Genomic DNA, 22,579 nt, shown 5'->3' on the forward strand with positions numbered 1-22,579 from the left:
CTACAAAAATGACAACAAGACGCAAATTTCTGATCAATGCCGCAGCCGGTGCAGCCATCATGCCGCTGGCCTCGAGGGTCATGGCCCAGTCATCCTCCGAGCCGACCATCAAGTGGCGCATGCAAACCTATGCCGGTGCCGCCCTGGCCGAGCATGTGGCCAAGCCTGCCATCGACCTGTTCAACCGGATCGCCGGGGATCGCATGCAGATCGAGCTGTACAGTGCCGATCAACTGGTGCCGACCGGAGAGCTGTTCCGGGCGATGCAGCGCGGCACCATCGATGCCGTGCAGTCGGATGACGATTCGATGGCATCTCCCACCGAGGTCACCGTCTTCGGAGGGTACTTCCCCTTCGGTTGCCGTTATAGCCTCGATGTGCCGGTACTGTTCAATCAGTACGGGCTCAAGGAAATCTGGGAAGAGGAGTACGCCAAGGTCGGCGTCAAGCATGTGAGCGCCGGCGCCTGGGATCCGTGCCATTTCGCCACCAAGGAGCCGATTCGCAGCCTCAAGGACCTGGAGGGCAAGCGTGTCTTTACCTTCCCCACCGCCGGACGTTTTCTGTCCCGGTTCGGTGTCGTGCCGGTCACGTTGCCCTGGGAAGACATCGAGGTGGCCTTGCAGACCGGCGAGCTGGACGGGATCGCCTGGTCCGGCATCACCGAGGACTACACGGTCGGTTGGGCCAACGTGACCAACTACTTCCTGACCAACAACATCTCGGGTGCCTGGATCGGCCATTTCTTCGTCAATATGGAACGCTGGGAGGAGCTTCCGGAAGACCTCAGACTCCTGTTCGAGGTGTGCTGTGAGCAGTCTCACTACCATCGCCAGTACTGGTACTGGGGTGGCGAGGCCAGGCTGCGCGTCCACGGTGACAAGCTGGAGCTGACTTCCATTCCCGACGCCGAGTGGGATCAGGTAGAAACGGCGGCCCAGGAGTTCTGGGATGAAATCGCGGCGCAATCCGAGACCAAGGCCAAGGTGGTCGAAATCTTCAAGCAGTACAACGCCGATATGCGCAAGGCCGGCAGGCCCTATCGTTACGTCGATGCATGAGTCGGCCCCGTGCCCTGGCACCTGCCGGGGCACGCCGCTTGAAAGGGGACCGGCCGTGCGTCGGGCCTCGTCATGGTGATGGCTATTGGGAACCTCGGAAATGACCAACACGCTGGCTTTGGATGACCTGAAGACTAGGGTCGAGAGCGGTGAGATCGACACGGTGCTCGTATGCATTGTCGACATGCAGGGGCGCCTGATGGGCAAGCGGCTGCATGCGCGCCACTTCGTGGACCATGGCTGGGAGGAGACTCACTGCTGCAACTATCTATTGGCCACGGATCTCGAGATGGCAACGCCCGGTGGCTATGCAAGCACCTCCTGGCAGGCAGGCTACGGCGACTACATCATGAAGCCGGATCTGGCCACGCTGCGCTGCGTGCCGTGGCTGGAGGGCACGGCCATGGTGCTGTGCGATCTTCTTGATCATCGCACGCACGCGGAAGTCCCCCATGCGCCGCGTGCCATTCTCAAGCGACAGCTGGCGCGACTGGAGGCGATGGGGCTGGAGGCGATAATGGCCACCGAACTGGAGTTTTTCCTGTTCGAGAAAAGCCTCGACGAAATTCGCAAGGGAAGGTTTCGCGACCTGCAGCCGATCAGCGGGTACAACGAGGACTATCATATCTTCCAGACCACCAAGGAAGAGCATGTGCTGCGTCCGCTACGTAACCACCTGCATGCGGCGGGCATACCCGTGGAAGGCACCAAGGGGGAGGCCGGAGCGGGTCAGGAGGAGCTCAACATACGTTGCGCGAAAGCACTCGATACGGCGGATTACCATACCATTGCCAAGCATGCGACCAAGGAGATCGCCTGGCAGCAGGGGCGGGCGGTGACTTTCCTGTCGAAATGGCACCACGCCCATGCGGGGAGTTCCAGTCATATCCACCAGTCGCTGTGGAAGCAGGGCCTGCCAGCCTTCCACGATGAGCGCGATGCGCTGGGCATGTCCGCTTTGATGAAACATTACCTGGCGGGGTTGCTGAAATACGCGCCCGACTATACCTACTTCCTGGCTCCCTACCTCAATAGCTACAAGCGCTTCCAGAAGGGCACCTTCGCACCCACGCGCACGGTCTGGTCGGTGGATAATCGTACCGCAGGGTTTCGCCTCTGCGCCGAAGGCACACGGGCGGTGCGCATCGAGTGCCGCATCGGCGGCTCGGACCTGAACCCCTATCTGGCCATGGCCGGCCAGTTGGCCGCCGGCATCAAGGGGATCGAAGAATGCCTGGCGCTGCCTCCTCCCGCCGAGGGCGATACCTACGAAGGGGGGAGTGGCCTGATACCACAGAATCTGCGCGATGCCATGGAGGCCCTGAGGGGCTCCACCATGCTGCGCGAGGCCATGGGGGAAGATGTGGTCGACCATTACGTGCGAGCCGCCGAAGTGGAGCTCGAGGACTTCCAGCGGGTGGTCTCCGACTACGAGGTGGCACGCGGTTTCGAGCGGTGTTGAGGTCAGGTCCGCAAAACGGGAAATGGCAAACGGGAGGGGATGATGGGGCATATTCTGAGATGTATCTCGCCGATCGATGGGTCGGTCTTCGCCGAGCGTGAGGCGCTGTCGCCCGAGGCTGCACGGCAGGCAGCGGATCGGGCGCGTGCGGCCCAGGCCGAGTGGGCCGCACGTCCTCTCCGGGAGCGCATCGATCTGGTGCGGGCCGGCATCGCCGCCGTGGGAGCGATGAATGACGAACTGGTGCCGGAGCTCGCGCAGATGATGGGGCGCCCGGTTCGCTACGGTGGCGAGTTCGGTGGCTTCGAAGAACGGGGTAACCATATGGCGACCATCGCCGAAGAGGCGCTGGCCGATATTGCGGTGGGCGAGGACGCCACCGTCAAACGCTACATCAAGCGCATTCCACATGGGGTGGTGCTGGTAGTGGCCCCCTGGAACTACCCCTATATGACGGCGATCAACACGGTGGCGCCGGCGCTGATCGCAGGCAACAGCGTACTGTTGAAGCATGCCACCCAGACCCTGCTGGCAGGCGAGCGGATGGCGCGTGCCTTCCATTCGGCCGGCGTGCCCGAGGCAGTGTTCCAGAATGTCTTTCTGGATCACGCCACCACCTCGACGCTGCTTGCCGATCGAGCGTTCGATTTCGTCAACTTCACCGGCTCCGTGGACGGTGGACGTGCCATGGAACAGGCGGCGGCCGGTACTTTTACCGGGCTAGGGCTCGAGCTGGGCGGCAAGGATCCAGGCTATGTCATGGAGGATGCCGACCTCGATGCCGCGGTGGCGGCCCTGATCGACGGCGCGATGTTCAATTCAGGCCAATGCTGCTGCGGGATCGAACGCATCTATGTGCACGAGAGCCTCTATGAAGCCTTCGTCGACAAGGCGGTAGCGATCGTCGAGGGCTACAAGCTCGGCAATCCGCTGGCTGCCGATACGGATATCGGTCCGATGGCGAACATCCGTTTTGCCAGGGAGGTCCGTAGCCAGATCGATGAGGCCTTGGCCGCCGGCGCGAGGGCCCATGTCACGCAGAAACCCGAAGATGACGGCGGCACCTACCTGAGTCCGCAGATCCTTACCGAGGTAACGCATGACATGCGTGTGATGCGCGAGGAAACCTTCGGTCCGGTGGTCGGCATCATGAAGGTGAGTGGCGATGAAGAGGCCATTCGTCTCATGAATGACAGCCGATTCGGGCTGACCGCGAGCCTGTGGACGGCCGATATCGCGCGTGCCCAGCGAGTGGGTGATCGGGTCGAGACCGGTACCGTATTCATGAATCGTGCGGATTATCTGGATCCTGGCCTGTGCTGGACCGGCTGCAAGGAGTCGGGGCGCGGTGGTGGCTTGTCGGTGATTGGCTATCACAACCTGACACGCCCCAAGTCCTACTATCTAAAGAAAACGACATAAAGAAAAACGACATGAAGAAAAAAACAACAGGCTAAAAAGGTGACGACATGTCATTGACTGGAAACTGGACGTATCCCACCGCCATCCGTTTCGGGGCGGGTCGGATCAAGGAGTTGCCCGCGGCCTGTGCCGAGGCGGGCATCACCCGACCGCTGCTGGTGACGGATCGCGGTCTGGCCGAGCTGCCTGTCACCGCTGCCGCGCTGGACATTCTGGAGGCCTCGGGGCTGGGACGGGGGCTCTTCGCCGAAGTCGATCCCAACCCCAACGAGCGCAACCTGACGGCAGGGATCGAGGCCTTTCGGGCGGGGGGGCATGACGGGGTGGTCGCGTTTGGCGGTGGCTCCGGGCTGGACCTGGGCAAGATGGTGGCCTTCATGTCGGGTCAGACGCGCCCGGTGTGGGACTTCGAGGATATCGACGACTGGTGGACGCGGGCCGATGCCGACGCGATCGCCCCCATCGTGGCCGTGCCTACCACGGCCGGGACCGGCTCGGAGGTGGGGCGGGCCAGCGTCATTACCAACGCCAAGACCCATGAAAAGAAGATCATCTTCCACCCCAGAGTCCTGCCCAGGGTGGTGATCTGTGATCCCGAACTGACGATAGGCATGCCCAGGGCGATCACCGCTGGCACCGGGCTCGATGCGTTTGCCCACTGCGTGGAAGCGTTCTCGAGCCCGCATTATCATCCGATGAGCCAAGGCATCGCACTGGAAGGGATGCGGCTGGTCAAGGAATATCTGCCACGCGCTTATGCCGACGGCACCGATATCGAGGCACGTGCGCACATGATGAGTGCGGCGATGATGGGCTCAACTGCCTTTCAGAAGGGGTTGGGGGCCATCCATGCGATGAGTCATCCCATTGGCGCGGTGTTCAATGCTCACCATGGCACCACTAATGCGATCTGCATGCCGGCGGTGCTGGCGTTCAACGCCGATAGCATCCGCGAACGGTTCGACATGGCGGCGGCCTACCTGGGGATCGAGGGTGGTTTCGACGGTTTCAGGGCATTCGTGCAAGCACTCAACGACCAGATGGGTATCCCGCGTACGCTCTCCGAGGTCGGCGCCGACCCGGCGCGCATCGACGAATTGGCTGCCATGGCTATCGAGGACCCCAGCTGTGGAGGGAACCCTGTGGCCTTGACCGTCGAGGATTTCAAGGTGCTGTTCCGTCGGTGCATGTGAGCATTGGACGGCAACGCTGAAAAGCGGCTTACGCACGACAGGGCCCTTCATGACAGGGCCCTGTGGCGTGCATGTCTATCAAGAGCCTCGCGCGAAAGTGCCGAGACGTAGAAGAGAATCAGTTCATTCCATCGAATGGTTCATGGGCTTTTTTGCGTTTTTCTTTTCAAAAATGACAACGAATAATGTCGCCATGCGGACACAACCCCGTAACCCGACGAAAAGGATACTCCCATGGCCGTTCGTAACATCTTGCTGGTGACTGCCTCCATCCTCGGCGAGCACGGACAATCACGTGCGCTGGCGGCACATTTCAAGGCGCAGCTCGAACAGCGCGACGATGTCCAGCTCACCGAGCGCGATGTCGTGACGCTCGATCTTCCTCACCTCGACGGCGAGGAGATGCGCAGCTGGATGACCGATCCCGCCGAGCGCGACGCCCACCAGCACGATCTGGCGGCGCGTTCCGATACGCTGATCGAGGAACTCCTGGCGCACGATCTCATCGTGCTGGCCGTGCCGTTGTACAACCTCGGCATCCCCAGCCAGCTCAAGGCCTGGTTCGATCGTGTGCTGCGTGCCGGCAAGACATTTCGGTATACCGAGAACGGCCCGGTGGGCCTGGTGGAAGGCAAGCGCGCGCTGATACTGGCGGCGCGCGGCGGTCAATATGCGGGCACCGCGCTGGACACCCAGACCGGCCACGTCAACAGTCTGCTGGGCTTGATGGGCATCCAGGATACCGACTGGATCTATGCGGAGGGGCTCAACATGGGCGAGGCGCTGCGGGATCGGGCGATGGGCGAGGCCCGTCAGGCCGTGACGCACTACGTGACCGAGCGTCTCTGACCGCGCACCGCGGGCGCCAATCGCGTGATATCCATGCACCGAGGCGGCTCTTCATGAGCCGCCTTTTTCATGCCTGCGCGAGGTGCGTCAGTACGTCGTGCATCAGGGCACGACCTTCGGCGTCAGGCATCGCGCCAAGCGTTCGTCCACCGGCAAGCAAGCGTTGGCCTGAGGGACGAGCAGACGCTGAAAGAGCGCGGCAAAGGCGTCGCCATCGGGGCGTGGCCCCTCGAGCCGTTCGCTGACGACGGGGCGCCAGCCATCCTCGGTGCGCTCGGCGAGCGTGAAGTTGAACATGTGATAGCCCGGAGAGCCCAGGCGCAGGTCGGTGGCCACCAATCGGGTCTCGCCCTCGTGCGAGTCGACACGGTAGCGCAGGAAGGGGCCGGCAAACCATTGCAGGCGTTGCCCGGCCGCCGTGGCGAGTGCCGCGTCCTCCCATTCGGCCCCCCGCGGCAGCTGGGTCAGTGCCAGCGGTGTCTGACCGTCGAAGAGGCTCACGACCCCCTCGTAATAGGTGCCATCCTCGACCACCGTGACGCGCCACAGCAGGGTGTTGAACGGTGTCGGCTGAACCAGGCGCGGGGCCTCGTCGAGTCCCAGACTGGCGAGACTCGGGGCGATGCGTGCATTCACCGTGTTCTGCGCGGCGACCGCGAAGGTCAGATAAAAGCAGGCGATCGTCAGGCCCCAGCCCAGCAGGCGTGGCGAGTCGCCCTTGATCAGGGCCGCGACGACGCCCACCAGCAGGGGCAGCGTGAAAAGCGGGTCGATGATGAAGATGCTGTGCCAGCTCACCGGCGGCGTGGTCAACGGCCACCAGAGCTGGGTGCCATACGTGGTAAAGGCATCCAGCACGGGGTGCGTCAGCAGACAGCCGCCGAACAGCAGCCCCCAGCGCAGCGTGCCGATGGGCGGCGTGACGCGTCGCCAGCGCTCTCCCGCCCTGGCCAGCAAGGTCAGCGATAGCGCCAGGGCCGCCAACACCAGCAATGAATGGCTGAAGCCGCGATGATAGGTATAGTCCGCCACGGCATCGCCATAATCGATGACGACATCGAGATCGGGTAGCGTGCCGAGTGCGGCACCGGCGATGACCGCCTTGCGGCCGAGACGGCGGCCCAGCACGGTGCCGCCGATGGCGGCGCCCAGGCAGGCCTGCGTCAGTGAATCCATGCGCTGTTGTCTCCCCTGGAAGCGGCATTAGGCAATTCGTGCGGGACGTCTCGATGCGCTGTCAGGTCGCGTCGCGCCACGGTGGTCGCCGTGCGATGACCTGGCGTTGCACCGGGCAATCGTCGCGATGCGCGCCCGGCAAGTAGCCGGTACTCATCAGGAACTCGTTGACGATCTCGGGGCCCGTGAACCGGAAGGTGCGTTTGAACAGGCGCACCCACTCGTCCAGCGAACGCGGATGATGTGCATCGAGCCAGGCGGCAAAGCTGCCGTGCGAGCGCTGCAATGCCAGTATCACGTTGGCATTGTGAATCGCGGCATCGACCTTGCGTCGATTGCGGATGATACCTGCATCGGCGAGCAGGCGCGCCCTCTGCGTGTCGTCGTAGGCGGCGACGCGTGCCACGACGAAGTCATCGAACGCCGCCGAGAAGGCCTCACGCTTCTTGAGCACCGTCAGCCAGGAAAGGCCCGCCTGGTTGATTTCCAGGATCAGGCGCTCGAACAGTCGATCGTCGTCGCGTACGGGAAATCCGTATTCGTTGTCATGATACGGGCCATGGAACGGGTGGCCGGGGGCGTGGTCGCAATACGTCGTCATCGAGAGCCTCGTGAAAGCATGAACAAAGCGGTCCGGGCGGTCCAGCGTTCGCGGCAATCGCCGGGCTGGTTTACCATTGACGTTTAGCCTGCATAACATCAGGGGGAGATTACCATGCAGTACCTGCATACGATGGTTCGTGTCGCCGATCTCGACGCGTCGCTGCATTTTTATTGCGACCTGCTGGGCCTCAAGGAGGTTCGCCGCAAGGAGAACGAAAAGGGCCGCTTCACGCTGGTGTTCCTTGCCGCGCCCGACGACGAGCAGCGCTCGCAAGAGTTGAAGGCCCCCGAGCTGGAGCTGACCTACAACTGGGACCCCGAGACCTATACGGGCGGACGCAACTTCGGCCACCTGGCATATCGGGTCGAGGATATCTATGCGCTTTGCCAGCACTTGATGGACAACGGCGTGACCATCAATCGGCCCCCGCGCGACGGTCACATGGCCTTCGTCCGCTCGCCGGACGGCATCTCCGTGGAGTTGCTGCAAAAAGGCGATGCGCTGCCCGTACAGGAGCCGTGGGCCTCGATGGAAAATACCGGAAGCTGGTAAGCGAGCCATGCCGCGCCCCGCGAGGAAACGATGCCGGGCGCGGCATCATCGATATTGCCTGCAAGGCGAGAAAGGAATCTCCGCATGTCGCAAGACGTAACCTTGCCCCCGGCGTTACGCACGGCGTTTCGTCGCGAAGCCGACGCGCTCGAGGGCGTGGACCTCGACGTGTATCGCACTTACGGTCGCGATCCATGCGAGCCGATCATCGGCCTGGGGCCGCGTGCGGCGCCGCTCGGTTTCTTCGGGCGCGATCCCGGGCGCCGTGAAGTCGAACATGGCGAGCCCTTCGTGGGCAGTGGTGGACAGAAAGTGCGCGCCGAGCTCTACCGCCACCGATACGGTGAAGCGCTGCCCGATTTCCAGGCATCGCTCGACGTGGGGCGGCAGTATTTCTGGGCCAATACCGTGCCCTACAAGCCACGTGGCAACAAGGCATGGTCGATGGCGGTCAAGAAGCGCTTTCAGCCCTTGATGGCGGAACTTCTGATCGATCACTGGCAGGGCCGGACGCTGATCACGCTGGGGCGCGAGGCCTTCCTGTGGTTTGCCATCGGACAGCCTCGCGATATCAAGCGCGAACTCGAGGCCTTCTGGGCCCGCGAGGACCGTTTCGAGGCCGTGCACACGACGCCGCTGTTCCTGCCCGACGGGCGCGGGGGCGAGTTTCGCCTGGCGCCGCTGCCGCATCCCTCGCCACTCAATCAGACCTGGTTCAAGCGTTTTCCGGCATTGCTGGCCGCGCGCCTGGCCGCCCTGGATGTCCCGCCCGAATCCTGACGGCCGGGACCGAGAGAGCGGGTCAGTCGGGATGCATCGCCAGGCGCCCGCTTCCCATGAAAGCGATCGCCAGCGCGCCGATCAGGAACAGCCCCTGCAACTCCAGCGCCCAGCCGCCCTGGGCGTTGAGCGCCAGCCATTCGTCGTGATGCACCAGCACGAACGCGACCAGCATGTTGCCGGCCATCAACAGACCGCCGATGCGTGCCTGCCAGCCGAGAATCACCATCAAAGGTGCGACGATTTCCCCGATCAGCACGCCATACGCCAGGAAAACCGGGACGCCCATGGCATCGAGCATGTTGCCGATGTCGGTGATGCTGGCGGGGTTCAGCAGCTTGTCGATGCCATGTAGAAGTATCAACCCCCCCACGGCCAGGCGCAGGAGCAATTTTCCCAGGTCGTCATGATGTAGTAGTCGTGACATGGAGGTCGGCATCCTTGATAGGTCATGAAAGTCGGCATGCTTGCCAGCCGCCAACCTTCTCATGTTCACCCGGAAGCCACTAGTGACGCCATATGGCGACATACGGGTAACATTTATTTACGTTTTGCTAGCGCTTGAGCGCATATTGGCTAAGCTTTCTTAGTCAATGCCGCTGGAAGCGGGCCCGAGTGAAAAGGTACCTAACTGGCGGGATGCCGTTACATGGTGGCGATCCACAACGATCCTTGCCCCGATGCCGGTTCGGAGGTGGGGACATTGCGTTGCCATTGCGCAGCGCGGCGCGGGCAGAAAGGGATATCCAAATGAACTCATGGGCCTGGCTACGGCTCTGGCAGTGGTCGTGCGATGCCCCGGGGGGGCTGCCGCTGGAGCGGCGACGCGGTTACGAGGTCATGTCGCAGATCTTCTTGATCGCGAGCTTGGGACACATGGCATATGCCTGTGTCCTGATCGGCTTGCAGATGCCTTGGGTGACCCTCCTGAACCTGGCCTGCGTGGCGGCCAACGCGGTGGCATTGATGCTGCACCGGCGCTTGCAGCTGAGACGCGCGATGACCGTCAAGATGACGGTCACGCTGGTGGTGCTGTCGCTGAGCATATTCGGGCTCGGCCCTGACGCCGGGTTCGAGTATTATTTTTTCCTGCTGCTGTGCGAAATGCTGATCAGCGACATGGGGGCGCGTTACAAGGTCGCGATGAGCGTTTCGATCGGTAGCGTCGCGGTGGCGACCCTGACGCTGGCACCGCTTGCCACTCCCTGGATGGCGGGTGGTGCTGCCTTGCACCAGGAACTGCAGATCATCAACCTGGTGGCAGTCTTCCTGGTCCTTGGGCTGATCATGTGGCGACTGCACGTGATCACCGAGCGCTGCGAACATCATTTCCGGCGCGACGCCACCCATGACTATCTCACCACGGTGCTCAACCGTCGTGCCATCTTCCACGAAGCCGACATGCTGTGGCATCAGCAACGCCACTTCACGCTGCTGTTGCTCGACGCCGATCATTTCAAGCAGATCAACGACGAATACGGCCATACGGCTGGAGATGAAGTGCTGCGTCACCTGGCGAACACCCTGCGGGGTGCCTTGCGGGAGCATGATCGGCTGGGACGTGTCGGCGGAGAGGAGTTCCTGATCGTGCTGCCCGAAAGCGAACGCGAGGAGGTGCTCGCGGTGGCGGCGCACATTCGGCAGTGTCTGTCGGATCGTCCCTGCCAGCTGGATACGCTGACGCTGCCCGTCACGTTTTCCATGGGGCTTGCCGCTTCCGACGAAGCGGCCTTGCTATCCGAGGTGATCGATCTGGCCGACCGTCGCCTGTATCGCGCCAAGTCCGCTGGCCGCGATCAGTTGGTAATGGGCGAGCTGGAGTCCGTCGAGACGACGGCCTGAGCGGAACCGTGAGTCTAGTACGGATAGCCGAGCGCAACGGTGCATGCAACATGGCGTTTTGCTTATTTGGCGTTTGACGAATTTCATGCCGCAAAGTGGCTAAATTCATACACGAATCGTCCTTTTGATACGCCGAGTCTGGCTAACCTTGCTAGGGAATCGATGCAGGGGAAGGTCCGTCGCATGACGTGGCCTAACGCAATGAAAAGGGATTCGTTGATCATGCCACTACGTCTACATCGCCCATGGGGCGAAGGAGGGCCGCCGCTGCCGCCGCGCTGTCCTTTGCCACCGGAACGCCGTCGCTATTTCGACACTTTCGCCCATCTTTACGGCATGGCGCTGGTGGCCTATGCCGGCTTGATGATGCCGTTGTTTCTCTGGCTGGGGCATCCTTGGCCGGTGGGAATCGTGCTGGCCAGTCTGATTGTGACGCTGATCGCACGCGGTCTGCATCTTCGAGGCCACATGGCATGGGGCGCGGGACTGTTATGGGCGGTGATGGTGGTCCTCATTTGCGAGGCCATCCGTCTCTACGGCGCCGGCGTCGGGTTCGAATTCTATGTAGGGCTGGCATTGCTGGTGCTGCATATCAGCGCCCTGCCTCGGGCCTGCAAGATCGTCTTGTCATGCCTGCTGATAGGTGTGGTAGGCATCTTGCTGATCAGTGTGCACCGCGACATGCCGCCGGCGTCTCTTTCTCCGGCCATGGCCACGGGGCTGTTATGGATCAATCTGGCCATGATGGGGATGCTGTTCGGCGGTGTGCTCATGGGGCTGGAAGGCGTCACCGAGCGCCTCGAGCGCACCTACCGCCGTGAGGCGCTGCACGACATGTTGACCGGCGCGCTCAACCGGCGTGCGATCCTGTCCATCGCCGAGCGCTGGCGTCGCGCGCAGTGTCCCTTCGCGCTGGTGCTGCTGGACGTCGATCATTTCAAGCGCTTCAACGACCTGCATGGCCATGCCACGGGGGATGCAGCCCTGTGTCACCTGGTGAACTGCTTGCAGCAGGGCCTGCGAGAAGGTGACATGCTGGGCCGCTACGGTGGCGAGGAATTCATGCTGTTGCTGCCCGGCATGACGCGTGGTGCCGCCATGACGGTGGCGGAGCGTATCGCCGCGCTGGTACGCGAGCAGCCCCTGGCATTGCCCGACAAGTCGCTTGGCATGACCGTCAGCCAGGGCATCGCGGCCGAGGATGAAGCCGCGACGCTTGGCGAGATGATCGAACTGGCCGACCGACGGCTGTACGCCGCCAAGCATGCCGGGCGCGATCGCGTCATGGCATGGGACGCGTTCGAGACGCTGTCGCCGCTTCCCGATCAGCGAATCGCCGAAGGGGCGGAGGCCTGTGCGTTCTCGCCCCCTCGGCGGCATGACGATTCAGTGATCAAGGCGTGACATCAAGCGGGCGAGCCCATGCTGAAGCCGCTCGCTGAGGCGCGCGGCGCAGGCGGTGCACAGCACCCAGGGGAGCGTCAGCAGGGCGATGGCCAGGGCCCCCATGTAGACATCGCTGAACCAGTGGCCGCCACCGATGATGCGGGGTGCACTCAGCACGATCACCGCCGCGACGCTGACCAGCCCCACTCGGCGTCCGGCGAAGTGCCACATGAAGGCAGCAAACGTCATCAACATCAGGCCATGATCGCCCGGAAAACTGTTGCCGGAGGCGTCCTTGGTCGCGAAAGGCACTTCCTGGGAGAGCAGATGGACGCCGGCGTGGGTGAGGGTCGGACTGGGGTGACCGTACGTCACCAGCTTGTTGACTAGCAGGCTCACCAGACCGGCGGTGATCAGCATGGTCAGGCCGATGGCGATCCAGCGCTGCAGGCGTTGCGGGCGCGGGTCCCGACGTACCGCCCAGGTGAAGATCGCCGCCAGGATCAAGAAGCTGACGGCATCGAAGCCGCGGTTGTTGAAGATGGCGACCAAGGTCGTCCACAGCGGATGATCGGCGATCGAGAGCGTCCGGTTGAAGAGCCAGAAGACGTCGTCGTCCAGGGTCGTCCACAGCGGGAGGTGAGGCCACCACCAGCTGAGGAGCAGAACCAGCCCCAGCATATTGTAGTAGGCGATGCGCGTGATTTTCATGAGCGTGCGAACAGTGTGAGTGAGGTGAGAATTCTACCGCGCCGCCGTTATCGTGAACAGTGTTTTATAATTCGGCATCAGGCCCGTTCACCGCTCGCATCGACCCGTGGCTGAGTGTCGGTGGCAGGCGTCATTGGCCCCAGGCCGGCTAGAAAATCGGCAAGCTCGGTGCGTCGCCGCAAGGCGGCGAAACGCCGGGCGGCTTCCTCGTGACGTCCGCGCATCTGGTTGAGCCACTGCTTGAGCAGCGACACCACGACCTTCTCGGGTAAATGCGCGCGCATGCGCTGGGCATAGGCATGGAGTATCTCGGCGCGGGCCGACCAGGGCGTCGCCGGGAGCATCTCGCCGTGGCGTTGCCAATGCTTGATGCGGCGTGCCAGCCAGGGGTCGGCGAGCATGCCGCGACCCAGCATCACGTCCGCGCACCCCGACAGGGTGCGAGCCTTCCAGTAATCCTCCAGTGTCCAGATATCGCCGTTGGCGATCACCGGAATCGACAGACGGGCCTGTATCCTGCCGATCCATTCCCAGTGGGCCGGCGGCCGATACCCTTCGCGACGGGTGCGGGCGTGCACGACCAGGTGGGCCGCGCCCCCGCTCTCGGCGGCCTCGGCGCAGGCCAGCGCGACATGCTTGTCGTCGAAGCCCAGGCGGATCTTGGCGGTCACGGCGATGCCCAGCGGTGCCAATGCCTCGGCAACGGCACGCACGACGGTGTGGACGCGCTCGGGCTGGCGCAGCAACGATGCTCCGCCGTCGTGGCGGTTGACGGTTTTCGCCGGGCAACCGAAGTTGAGATCGACCTGGCGTGCGCCGAGCGCCTGGGCACGCACTGCGTTCGCCGCCAGTGCTTCGGGATCGGACCCCAGCAATTGCAGGTGAACCGGGGTGCCGGAGGCAGTGGCACAAGCGGCGGTTTCCAGCTCCGGGCAGTGACGCAGGAATACCCGCGCCGGCAGACGGGTGTCGACCACGCGCACGAACTCGGTCACCGTCCAGTCGAGCGCACCGTCGGCGCTCAACAGTTCACGCGTGACCACATCGATCACCCCTTCCATCGGTGCCAGACCGATGCGCCCGCTGGCCACTTGCGTCATGTCGTCGTCATCACCCTTGGTGTCATTGCAAAATCCCGCGAATCGGGCAGGGTATTATGTCATTACCTCCGGACGATAAGGAAAACGCCAATGTCCGATTCGTTGCTGTTGCAGGAAGGCTTGAGCCTGATGGCTTTCGGCATGGGCTTCGTGTTCGTGTTCTTGACGCTGCTGGTCGCGGCGACCAGCGGCATGTCGCGGCTGGTGATGCGCTTCGCGCCGCTCGAGGCGCCCTCTCCGTCGCCAAGCGCCCGGGCACCGTCCGATGATCCCGAGCTGCTGGCGGTGATCGGCGCGGCGGTCAAGCGTTACCGCCGTCATCACGGCGATTGAGCGACCCTCTCGCCGCCGCGCATCGACACGCTTCGACAAGACCCCTCATTCTTCACAATCAGGAAGGGCCATGAGCGATACTCAACGTCCGCTGGGCATTACCGACGTGGTGCTGCGCGACGCGCACCAATCCCTCTTCGCCACGCGCATGCGCCTGGACGACATGCTGCCCATCGCCGAGAAACTCGACCGCGTGGGATTCTGGTCGCTGGAATCCTGGGGCGGCGCGACTTTCGACGCCTGCATTCGCTATCTGGGCGAGGACCCCTGGGCGCGTATTCGGGCTCTGAAGGAAGCCATGCCCAACACCCCGCAGCAGATGCTGCTGCGAGGTCAGAACCTGCTCGGCTATCGGCACTACGCCGACGACGTGGTCGATGCGTTCGTCGAGCGTGCCCGGGCCAATGGCGTGGATGTGTTCCGGGTCTTCGACGCCATGAACGACACCCGCAATCTGGAACGCGCGCTCAAGGCCGTGGTGGCTTGCGAGGGACATGCCCAGGGCACCCTGGCGTACACCGTGAGCCCCGTGCACACCCTGGAAAGCTGGCTGGACATGGCCAAGCGCATCGAGGACATGGGCGCGCACTCGCTGGCGATCAAGGACATGGCCGGTCTGCTGACGCCCTACATGGCGCATGAGCTGGTCTCGCGGCTCAAGCAGACCGTGGCCTTGCCCATCCATGTGCATTGCCATGCCACCACGGGGCTTTCCACCGCGACGCTGCTCAAGGCCGTCGAGGCCGGCGCCGACACCGTCGACACGGCGATCTCGTCGATGGCGATGACCTACGGCCACAGCCCCACCGAGTCCCTGGTGGCGATGCTGCGCGAGACGCCGCGCGATACCGGGCTCGACCTCGAGCTGCTCGAGGACATCGCCGCCTATTTTCGTGAGGTGCGCAAGAAATACACGGCGTTCGAAGGCTCACTGCGCGGCATCGACTCGCGCATCCTGGTGGCGCAGGTGCCCGGCGGCATGCTCACCAACATGGAAGGCCAGCTCAAGGAGCAAGGCGCGGGAGACCGGCTCGACGAGGTGCTCGGCGAAATTCCCCGCGTGCGCGAGGACCTGGGGTACATTCCCCTGGTCACGCCCACGTCGCAGATCGTCGGGACCCAGGCGGTGATGAACGTGATGATGGGCAGCCGCTATCAGTCGATCTCCAAGGAGGTGCAGGCGCTGCTCAAGGGTGAATACGGCGCCGCGCCGGCGCCCTTCGATGCGGACTTGCAGGCGCGTGCCCTGGCGGGAGAGCAGCCGATCACCTGCCGACCCGCCGACCGTCTCGCGCCGGAGATGGAACGCCTCGCGGCGGAGCTCAAGGAAAAGGCCGGGACGGACGCGGTACGTCTGGCCGAGGGCGAGCGCGAGACCGACGACGTGCTCACCTACGCGCTGTTCCCGCAGATCGGCTTCAAGTTCCTCGCCCACCGTGACGACCCCTCGGCGTTCGAGCCGGCACCGCAAGCGCCGGGGGAGACGCCGCCGCCATCCCGTGACGAGTCGCCTGCCACGGCACCGTCCGCCGCGCCCCGCGCGCCTGAAACCTATACCGTCACTGTCAACGGCAAGGCCTACGTGGTCGAGGTGGCCGAGGGCGGCGAGGTCTCGCAGGTGGCTGCCCGGGCGGACGCGTCGCCCGCGGCGGCGCCTGCGCCGGCCAGCGGCGAGGCGATCACTGCGCCGCTGGCCGGCAACATCTTCAAGGTCAATGTCGCCGCCGGCGACAGCGTCGCCGAGGGCGATGTGGTGATCATCCTCGAGGCGATGAAGATGGAAACCGAAGTGCGCGCGGCACAAGCGGGCACCGTCTCCGCCGTCGCGGTCAAGGAGGGCGACAGCGTCGCCGTCGGTGACGAACTGATCCGTTTGTGAGGCGCGTCGCATGGATAAATTGCTAGGCCTATGGCAAGGCTCGGGCCTCTACAACATGAGCATCGGCCAGGCGGCGATGATTCTCGTCGGGCTGGTACTGCTGTTTCTGGCCATCCGCAAGGGCTTCGAGCCGCTCTTGCTGGTACCGATCGGCTTCGGGGGAATACTCGCCAACATTCCCCAGGCGGGGCTGGCGCTGTCCGCGGCGGAGCAGGCCGTGCATCTCGGTGGCGGCGATGTGCTGCGCGCCCTGGCCGGGGCACTCGACGTGGGGCTCACCCCGGGGGCGGGCATCGAAACCTGGCGGGCGAGCCTGACCCAGGCGCTGCACGGCGATACCGCACCGGCGGTGCTGCGCGCGGCGGGAGACGTGGCGGAAGGCGCCGGATACACCAACGGCATGCTCTACAATTTCTACAGCGTCGCCATCGCCTCCGGCGTGGCCCCGCTGGTGATCTTCATGGGCGTCGGGGCGATGACCGATTTCGGTCCGCTGCTGGCCAACCCCAAGACGCTGTTCCTGGGCGCCGCCGCCCAGTTCGGCATCTTCGCCACCCTGCTGGGCGCGGTCGCGCTATCGGCACTGGGCGTCATGGACTTCTCTCTCAAGCAGGCGGCCGCCATCGGCATCATCGGCGGCGCCGACGGACCCACCTCGATCTATGTCTCGAGCCTGCTGGCACCGGAGCTGCTCGGGGCGATCGCCGTGGCGTCCTATTCCTACATGGCGCTGGTGCCCTTGATTCAGCCGCCGATCATGCGCGCGCTGACCTCCGACAAGGAACGCCGCATCGCCATGACGCAGCTGCGGCCGGTCTCGAAGACCGAGAAGATCTTCTTTCCCCTGGTCTTGCTGATCCTGGTCGCGCTCTGCCTGCCGGATGCCGCGCCGCTGCTGGGCATGTTCTGCTTCGGCAATCTGATGCGCGAATGCGGCGTGGTCGAGCGCTTGTCGGATACCACGCAAAATGCGCTGATCAACATCACCACCATTTTCCTGGGGCTGTCCGTGGGGTCAAAGCTGGTGGCCGATCGCTTTCTCACCGTGGAGACCCTGGGCATTCTGGCGTTGGGCGTGGTGGCCTTCGGCATCGGTACCGCCTGCGGTGTCCTGATGGCCAAGCTGATGAATCGCCTGACGCGCGAGCCGATCAATCCGCTGATCGGCTCGGCCGGCGTCTCGGCGGTGCCCATGGCGGCACGGGTCTCGAACAAGGAGGGACTGCGTCACAACCCGCAGAATTTCCTGCTGATGCACGCCATGGGGCCCAACGTGGCGGGCGTCATCGGGTCGGCGGTGGCGGCGGGGGTGATGATCAAGTACCTAGGTTGAAGCATCGAGCCGGGTGAGCCGCCCCTTGAGACGCGACGTCAGCTCGCTCAGGTCGGCGTCGCGTTCGCGGGGCCAGGCCACGTCGAGCGTGACGCCATCGCCCGCGTAGTCGGCTCCCTCCACGCGCGCATCCTGGGTGGCGAACCATTCCCGGGCGATGGCCTCGCCGGCGAAATCGACGCGCACCGTCAGCGGGCGACGCTCGACGAAGGCGCGGCGCGGCAACCGTTCCAGCGCCTTGACCACCGCCTGGGTGTAGGCGCGTACCAGCCCGCCGGTGCCGAGCTTGGTGCCGCCGAAGTAGCGAATCACCACGCAGCCCACCTGGCCCATTCCCGATCCTTCCAATGCCTGATACATGGGGCGCCCCGCGGTACCGCCGGGTTCGCCGTCGTCGGAAAAGCCGATGGCGTTCTGCTCGCCCGGGGCACCGGCGATGTAGGCCGTGCAGTGATGGCTGGCATTGGGATGTGCCTCCCGTGCCCGTGTCAGCAGGACCTCGAAACTGGCTGGGTCAGGCACGAACGCCGTCCAGGTGATGAAACGGCTTTTCTCGATCTCGATTTCGTGTTCCAGATGCTCGCCGGGCGCCAGGTCGGGGATTTCGTAACGCATCAGTGGCTCGTGGCGGCGTGGCGCATCACGCCCATCACCAGGCCGAGCACCTGGACGTCGTCGTTCTTGAGATAAATCGGCGGCATGTCATCGTTGGCCGGCTGCAGGCGCACGCCGGATTTCTCGATGAACAGCTTCTTGAGGGTGACTTCCTGATTGTTGATCAACACCACGGCGGTTTCCCCGTTCTCGGCGGATTCGAAACGCTCGATGATGATGATGTCGCCATCGAAGATGTTGCAGTCGATCATCGAATCGCCACGCACGCGCAGCGCGTAGGTGTTGCGACGAACCATGCGCGACGGCACGTGAATGGCCTCGTCGTCGCGGCAGGCCTCCATGGGCAGGCCGGCGGCAACCACGCCCAGCAGGGGAATCTCGACGAAGTCGGTGGCGTCGATTTCCTCCCAGGCGGCGTCCGACAGTGGCAGGTTCGGCAGGCGCTGCAGATAGTGCGGCGTAACGTGCGACATGACCCTCTCCCTCGGATGATCCTTCGGCATCATAGCAAGGCGGGGCGAGGCGGCAAATCCCGGCGATGTCTCGAACGATGGGGTTTGGGCGCGAGGGGCTTGGGCCACGCCCGCGCCTCGGATAGACTGCGGGCTCTCATGGCCCGGCGCCGCCGGGCCACGACTCACTGTTTAGTTAGGAATCCTGGCTGCGCATGCGCCTCACGTCCATCAAGCTGGTCGGTTTCAAGTCGTTCGTCGATGCGGTCAATGTGCCGTTCGCCGGCAACATGACCGCCATCGTCGGCCCCAATGGCTGCGGCAAGTCGAACATCATCGACGCCGTGCGCTGGGTGATGGGCGAATCCTCCGCCAAGACGCTGCGCGGGGAGTCGATGACCGATGTCATCTTCAACGGTTCCACCGGACGCTCGCCGGTGGGCCAGGCCTCCATCGAGCTGGTATTCGACAACAGCGACGGCACCATGGGCGGCGCCTATGCCCAGTACGCCGAGATCTCGGTCAAGCGCCAGGTCACCCGCGACAGTCAGTCCAACTACTTCTTCAATGGCCAGAAGTGTCGCCGTCGCGACATCTCCGATCTTTTCCTGGGGACCGGGCTGGGGCCGCGCTCCTACGCCATCATCGGGCAGGGCATGATCTCGCGGCTGGTCGAGGCGCGTCCCGAGGAGCTGCGCTCGACGCTGGAGGAAGCGGCCGGCATTTCCAAGTACAAGGAACGCCGTCGCGAAACCGAGAACCGCCTGCGCCGCACCCAGGAAAACCTCGAGCGACTCGACGACATTCGCGAAGAGCTCGACAAGCAGCTCGAGCGCCTGAAGCGTCAGGCCGATGCCGCGCGCCGTTATCAGACCCTCAAGGACGACGAGTATCGTCTCAAGGGCGAACTGGCATTGTTGCGCGGCCGGGCGCTGCGCAGCCAGCAGGAAGGCCAGGAGCGCCAGGTACGCGAGCTGGAAACCCAGGTCGAGCGCGAGATCCTCGGTCAGCGCCAATGCGAGAGCCAACTGGAAGAGTCGCGCCTGGCGCATGATGAAATCGCCGCCGAACTGGAGGCCCACCAGGCACGTTTCTACGAGACCGGCGCCGCCATCGCGCGCATCGAGCAGTCCATCGAACACGCCCGTTCGCGCGATCAGCAACTTGCCCAGGACATCGACGACGCCCGTCGCGAGCTCACCGAGCTGGAACAGCTGGGCGCCCACGACGACGAGCGTCGCGCGGCCCTGGACGAGCGCCTGGAGAGCATCGCGCCCGAGCTGGAGGAGGCCCAGGAAACCCTGGAAATGCTCCAGGAGTCGCTGGATGCCGCCGACGAGGAAGCCACCGCCGCGCAGCAGGAGTGGGAACGCTTCAACGAAAGCGACCGCGACGTGGCGCATGGTGCCGAACGTGCCCAGGATGACGTGCGGCGCCTCGAAAACGCCATCGCCGAGCTCGACGCCCAGATCCACAAGCGTCGCCAGCAACGCGAGGAGGTGCCCGATGTCGATGCGCTGCGCGACGAGCGCAGCGAATTGCGCGAGCAGCTGACGGCACTGGATCTCGATCAGGAAGCCCTGGAAAGCCAGCGCGACGGTCTACAGCAGCAACGCGAGCAGGCCCAGGCGGGGCTCGACGATGCCGCCGCCCAGCGCGATGCCCAGCGCACGCAGTTGAGCCGTCTGCAAGGCGAGCTGGCCTCGGTGGAGGCCCTGCTCGACGCGGCGCTGGCCGACGACGATGCCGCGCTGGATGCGCACCTGGCGCAACACGGCATGCAACAGGCGCCGCGCCTGGCGGAGCGCCTGGAGGTCGCCGAACCCTGGGAGACGGCGGTGGCGTGGGTCCTGGCCCCCTGGCTCAAGGCGCGGGTGGTAGATGCCTCGGCCATGGCCGCGCTGTTGGGTACCGCGCCGCCCGCCGAACTGGCGTTGCTCGATGGCGACGCCGGTGCGCCCTGGGCCGGCACTCTGGGGGCGCAGGTCGAAGGTGCGGGCGCCCTGCAGTCCTGGCTCGACACCGTGCAGTGTGCCGACGACGAGGCGAGCGCCTGGGCGCTGCGCGACGAGTTGGCGCCGGGGGAAAGCGTGATCGCGCCGAGCGGACTCTGGCTGGGGGCCGGCTGGGTGCGTCGTCGAGGCGAGGAGGCCAGCAGCGACGGCGTGCTGGTGCAGCGGCGTCGCCGCGAGACCCTGCAGGCCGACATCGCGGCGCTCGAGGCCTCGCTCGAGACCCTGGAGGAGCGCCTGCAGACGTCGCGCGAGGCCGTGGAGCGCAGCGCCGGTGAGCTCGAATCCCTGCGTCTGCGCGAGCGCGAGCTGGGCCAGCGTCGCCAGCAGGTGGCCTCGCGCGAGGCGGGGCTGGCCAGTCGCCTGGAGCAACTCGACGCACGTGCCCGCGAACTCGATGACGAGATCGCGCAATTGACCGAACGTCATGCCGAGCGGCGTCTGGAACTCGAGGAAACGCGCGAGCGCTGGCAAGCCGCCATGCACGACGTCGATGCCAACAGCCAGACCCGCGAGTCGCTGGAGAAGAAGCGTCGCGAGGCACGTGAGAAAGCCCAGTCGCTGCGCCAGCAAGTGGCGCCCGCGCGCGAGCGGCAACAGCAGCTGGCGATGGAGCGTCAGCGTTTGGAGACGGAGCGTGCCGGGCTCGAGCAGCAGACCGCGCGCTCGCACGATCAGCGCGCGCGCCTGGCCGAGAAGCTCGCCATGCTCGAAGAGCAGCGTGCCACGCTGCGCGAGCCGGAAGAGGAAACCCGTGAACGGCTCGACGAGCTGCTCGACCGTCGGGGTCGCGAGGAAGCGACGCTCAATGCCGCCCGTGACCGTGCCCATCAGCTGGCCGAGACACTGCGCGACACCGAAGCCAAGCGTCAGCAACACGAGCGCAATCTCGATGGCTTGCGCGGTCGGCTCGAGGAAGCGCGCATGCAGGTTCAGGCCCTGAAGCTGAAGGCCGATGCCGAGGATGCACAGCTCGAGGAACTCGGGCACGATGTCGCCGGTCTTCAGGAAGGGCTCGATCCCAACGCCACCGAATCGGCCTGGCAGACCCGGCTCGACGAGATCGCCGAGAAGGTCCGCCGCCTGGGCGCCATCAACCTGGCGGCCATCGAGGAGTACGACCAGCAGGCCGAGCGCCGTGACTATCTCGAGGCCCAGCATGCCGAACTGAGCGAGGCCATCGAGACCCTGGAGAAGGCGATTCGGCGCATCGATCAGGAAACGCGAACGCGCTTCAAGCAGACTTTCGATCAAGTCAACGAAGGCTTCGGTGAACTTTTTCCCAAGGTCTTCGGCGGCGGGGCCGCGTGGTTGACACTGACCGGCGAGGATTTGTTAGAGACGGGCGTGGCCATCATGGCGCGGCCGCCGGGCAAGAAAAACACCACCATCCATCTTCTCTCCGGGGGAGAAAAAGCGCTGACGGCACTGTCGCTGGTCTTCGCGATCTTCCAGCTCAATCCGGCTCCGTTTTGCATGCTGGACGAAGTCGATGCGCCGCTGGATGATGCCAACGTGGGACGTTATGCCAAGTTGGTGAAGGAAATGTCCGAGAGTGTTCAGTTCATTTACATCACGCATAACAAGATTGCCATGGAAGCTGCCGAACGATTGATGGGCGTGACGATGCAGGAGCCCGGTGTGTCACGGCTGGTATCGGTGGGAATCGACGAGGCGGCGGCCCTGGCGGACGCATGAATGACTTGCAGAAAATCGCCAAAAGGGTTACCAACGCTTTTGGGTGAGCTTCGACAGGGATAATGAAGGGTGATTGCTCTGAGCTAAGGGAACTACTTGACATTCAAAAAAAGTGGCCC

The 22,579-nt window shown here is 64.3% G+C and carries 20 protein-coding genes; 13 read left to right on the forward strand and 7 right to left on the reverse strand.

Annotated features, from left to right (window positions below):
* The first annotated feature begins 8 nt into the window (after nt 1-8).
* The 5 genes from CSAL_RS03510 (at nt 9) to CSAL_RS03530 (ending at nt 5,987) form a co-directional block, all read left to right on the forward strand.
* Nucleotides 9-1,061: a TRAP transporter substrate-binding protein gene (locus CSAL_RS03510; RefSeq protein WP_011505985.1), complete on the forward strand. Its 1,053-nt coding sequence runs from the start codon at nt 9-11 to the stop codon at nt 1,059-1,061.
* 100 nt (nt 1,062-1,161) lie between these two features.
* A complete protein-coding gene (locus CSAL_RS03515) occupies nt 1,162-2,523 on the forward strand; it encodes a glutamine synthetase family protein (protein WP_011505986.1) in 1,362 nt (453 codons plus the stop codon).
* 39 nt (nt 2,524-2,562) lie between these two features.
* On the forward strand, nt 2,563-3,945 hold the full coding sequence (locus CSAL_RS03520) for an aldehyde dehydrogenase family protein (RefSeq protein WP_342341603.1): 1,383 nt from the start codon (nt 2,563-2,565) through the stop codon (nt 3,943-3,945).
* Between the two features lie 47 nt (nt 3,946-3,992).
* The gene (locus CSAL_RS03525) at nt 3,993-5,138 is read left to right on the forward strand and encodes an iron-containing alcohol dehydrogenase (protein ID WP_011505988.1); all 1,146 of its coding nucleotides are present in this window, start codon (nt 3,993-3,995) and stop codon (nt 5,136-5,138) included.
* Nucleotides 5,139-5,372: 234 nt separating this feature from the next.
* Nucleotides 5,373-5,987 (forward strand): FMN-dependent NADH-azoreductase, encoded by a 615-nt coding sequence (locus CSAL_RS03530; protein ID WP_011505989.1) that lies wholly within the window; start codon nt 5,373-5,375, stop codon nt 5,985-5,987.
* 102 nt (nt 5,988-6,089) lie between these two features.
* On the opposite strand, the gene CSAL_RS03535 is transcribed toward CSAL_RS03530, so the two are convergent.
* A complete protein-coding gene (locus CSAL_RS03535; RefSeq protein ID WP_011505990.1) occupies nt 6,090-7,163 on the reverse strand; it encodes a metal-dependent hydrolase in 1,074 nt (357 codons plus the stop codon).
* 61 nt (nt 7,164-7,224) lie between these two features.
* Nucleotides 7,225-7,764 carry a DNA-3-methyladenine glycosylase I gene (locus tag CSAL_RS03540; protein WP_043557930.1) on the reverse strand — a complete coding sequence of 180 codons (540 nt, stop codon included), beginning with the start codon at nt 7,762-7,764 and terminating at the stop codon, nt 7,225-7,227.
* Between the two features lie 114 nt (nt 7,765-7,878).
* Here CSAL_RS03540 and CSAL_RS03545 point away from each other — a divergent pair, with 114 nt between their 5' ends.
* Entirely contained in the window at nt 7,879-8,319 is a 441-nt protein-coding gene (locus CSAL_RS03545; protein WP_011505992.1) for a VOC family protein, read from the forward strand.
* Nucleotides 8,320-8,403: 84 nt separating this feature from the next.
* Complete coding sequence (locus CSAL_RS03550; RefSeq protein WP_043557932.1) at nt 8,404-9,099, forward strand: uracil-DNA glycosylase family protein; 696 nt, start codon at nt 8,404-8,406, stop codon at nt 9,097-9,099.
* A gap of 22 nt (nt 9,100-9,121) precedes the next feature.
* Here CSAL_RS03550 and CSAL_RS03555 read toward each other — a convergent pair whose 3' ends face one another.
* The gene (locus CSAL_RS03555) at nt 9,122-9,526 is read right to left on the reverse strand and encodes a DoxX family protein (RefSeq protein WP_011505994.1); all 405 of its coding nucleotides are present in this window, start codon (nt 9,524-9,526) and stop codon (nt 9,122-9,124) included.
* Between the two features lie 323 nt (nt 9,527-9,849).
* On the opposite strand from CSAL_RS03555, the gene CSAL_RS16850 reads away from it, so the two are divergent.
* Nucleotides 9,850-10,941: a GGDEF domain-containing protein gene (locus CSAL_RS16850; protein WP_011505995.1), complete on the forward strand. Its 1,092-nt coding sequence runs from the start codon at nt 9,850-9,852 to the stop codon at nt 10,939-10,941.
* A 222-nt stretch (nt 10,942-11,163) separates the two neighbouring features.
* A complete protein-coding gene (locus CSAL_RS16855) occupies nt 11,164-12,345 on the forward strand; it encodes a GGDEF domain-containing protein (RefSeq protein ID WP_187290069.1) in 1,182 nt (393 codons plus the stop codon).
* Here CSAL_RS16855 and CSAL_RS03570 read toward each other — a convergent pair.
* A complete protein-coding gene (locus CSAL_RS03570) occupies nt 12,328-13,038 on the reverse strand; it encodes a phosphatase PAP2 family protein (protein ID WP_011505997.1) in 711 nt (236 codons plus the stop codon). The genes CSAL_RS16855 and CSAL_RS03570 overlap by 18 nt on opposite strands.
* Before the next feature lie 77 nt (nt 13,039-13,115).
* Nucleotides 13,116-14,138, reverse strand: a complete 1,023-nt coding sequence (locus CSAL_RS03575; protein WP_011505998.1) for a tRNA dihydrouridine synthase — start codon at nt 14,136-14,138, stop codon at nt 13,116-13,118.
* Nucleotides 14,139-14,228: 90 nt separating this feature from the next.
* Here CSAL_RS03575 and CSAL_RS03580 point away from each other — a divergent pair, with 90 nt between their 5' ends.
* The 3 genes from CSAL_RS03580 (at nt 14,229) to CSAL_RS03590 (ending at nt 17,683) form a co-directional block, all read left to right on the forward strand.
* Nucleotides 14,229-14,471: an OadG family protein gene (locus CSAL_RS03580; RefSeq protein WP_011505999.1), complete on the forward strand. Its 243-nt coding sequence runs from the start codon at nt 14,229-14,231 to the stop codon at nt 14,469-14,471.
* A 70-nt stretch (nt 14,472-14,541) separates the two neighbouring features.
* Nucleotides 14,542-16,350: a sodium-extruding oxaloacetate decarboxylase subunit alpha gene (oadA, locus tag CSAL_RS03585; protein ID WP_011506000.1), complete on the forward strand. Its 1,809-nt coding sequence runs from the start codon at nt 14,542-14,544 to the stop codon at nt 16,348-16,350.
* Nucleotides 16,351-16,360: 10 nt separating this feature from the next.
* Nucleotides 16,361-17,683 (forward strand): sodium ion-translocating decarboxylase subunit beta, encoded by a 1,323-nt coding sequence (locus tag CSAL_RS03590; protein ID WP_011506001.1) that lies wholly within the window; start codon nt 16,361-16,363, stop codon nt 17,681-17,683.
* Here CSAL_RS03590 and CSAL_RS03595 read toward each other — a convergent pair.
* Complete coding sequence (locus CSAL_RS03595) at nt 17,675-18,298, reverse strand: IMPACT family protein (RefSeq protein ID WP_011506002.1); 624 nt, start codon at nt 18,296-18,298, stop codon at nt 17,675-17,677. The two genes, CSAL_RS03590 and CSAL_RS03595, sit on opposite strands and share 9 nt — an antisense overlap.
* Nucleotides 18,298-18,771, reverse strand: coding sequence for a LexA family protein (locus CSAL_RS03600; protein ID WP_011506003.1), 474 nt, complete (start codon nt 18,769-18,771; stop codon nt 18,298-18,300). The genes CSAL_RS03595 and CSAL_RS03600 overlap by 1 nt, the downstream gene beginning before the upstream one ends.
* Nucleotides 18,772-18,965: 194 nt before the next feature.
* Here CSAL_RS03600 and smc point away from each other — a divergent pair, with 194 nt between their 5' ends.
* The gene (gene smc, locus CSAL_RS03605) at nt 18,966-22,460 is read left to right on the forward strand and encodes a chromosome segregation protein SMC (RefSeq protein WP_011506004.1); all 3,495 of its coding nucleotides are present in this window, start codon (nt 18,966-18,968) and stop codon (nt 22,458-22,460) included.
* Nucleotides 22,461-22,579: the final 119 nt, after the last annotated feature.

The sequence above is a fragment of the Chromohalobacter israelensis DSM 3043 genome, from assembly GCF_000055785.1.
GTDB lineage: Bacteria > Pseudomonadota > Gammaproteobacteria > Pseudomonadales > Halomonadaceae > Chromohalobacter > Chromohalobacter israelensis.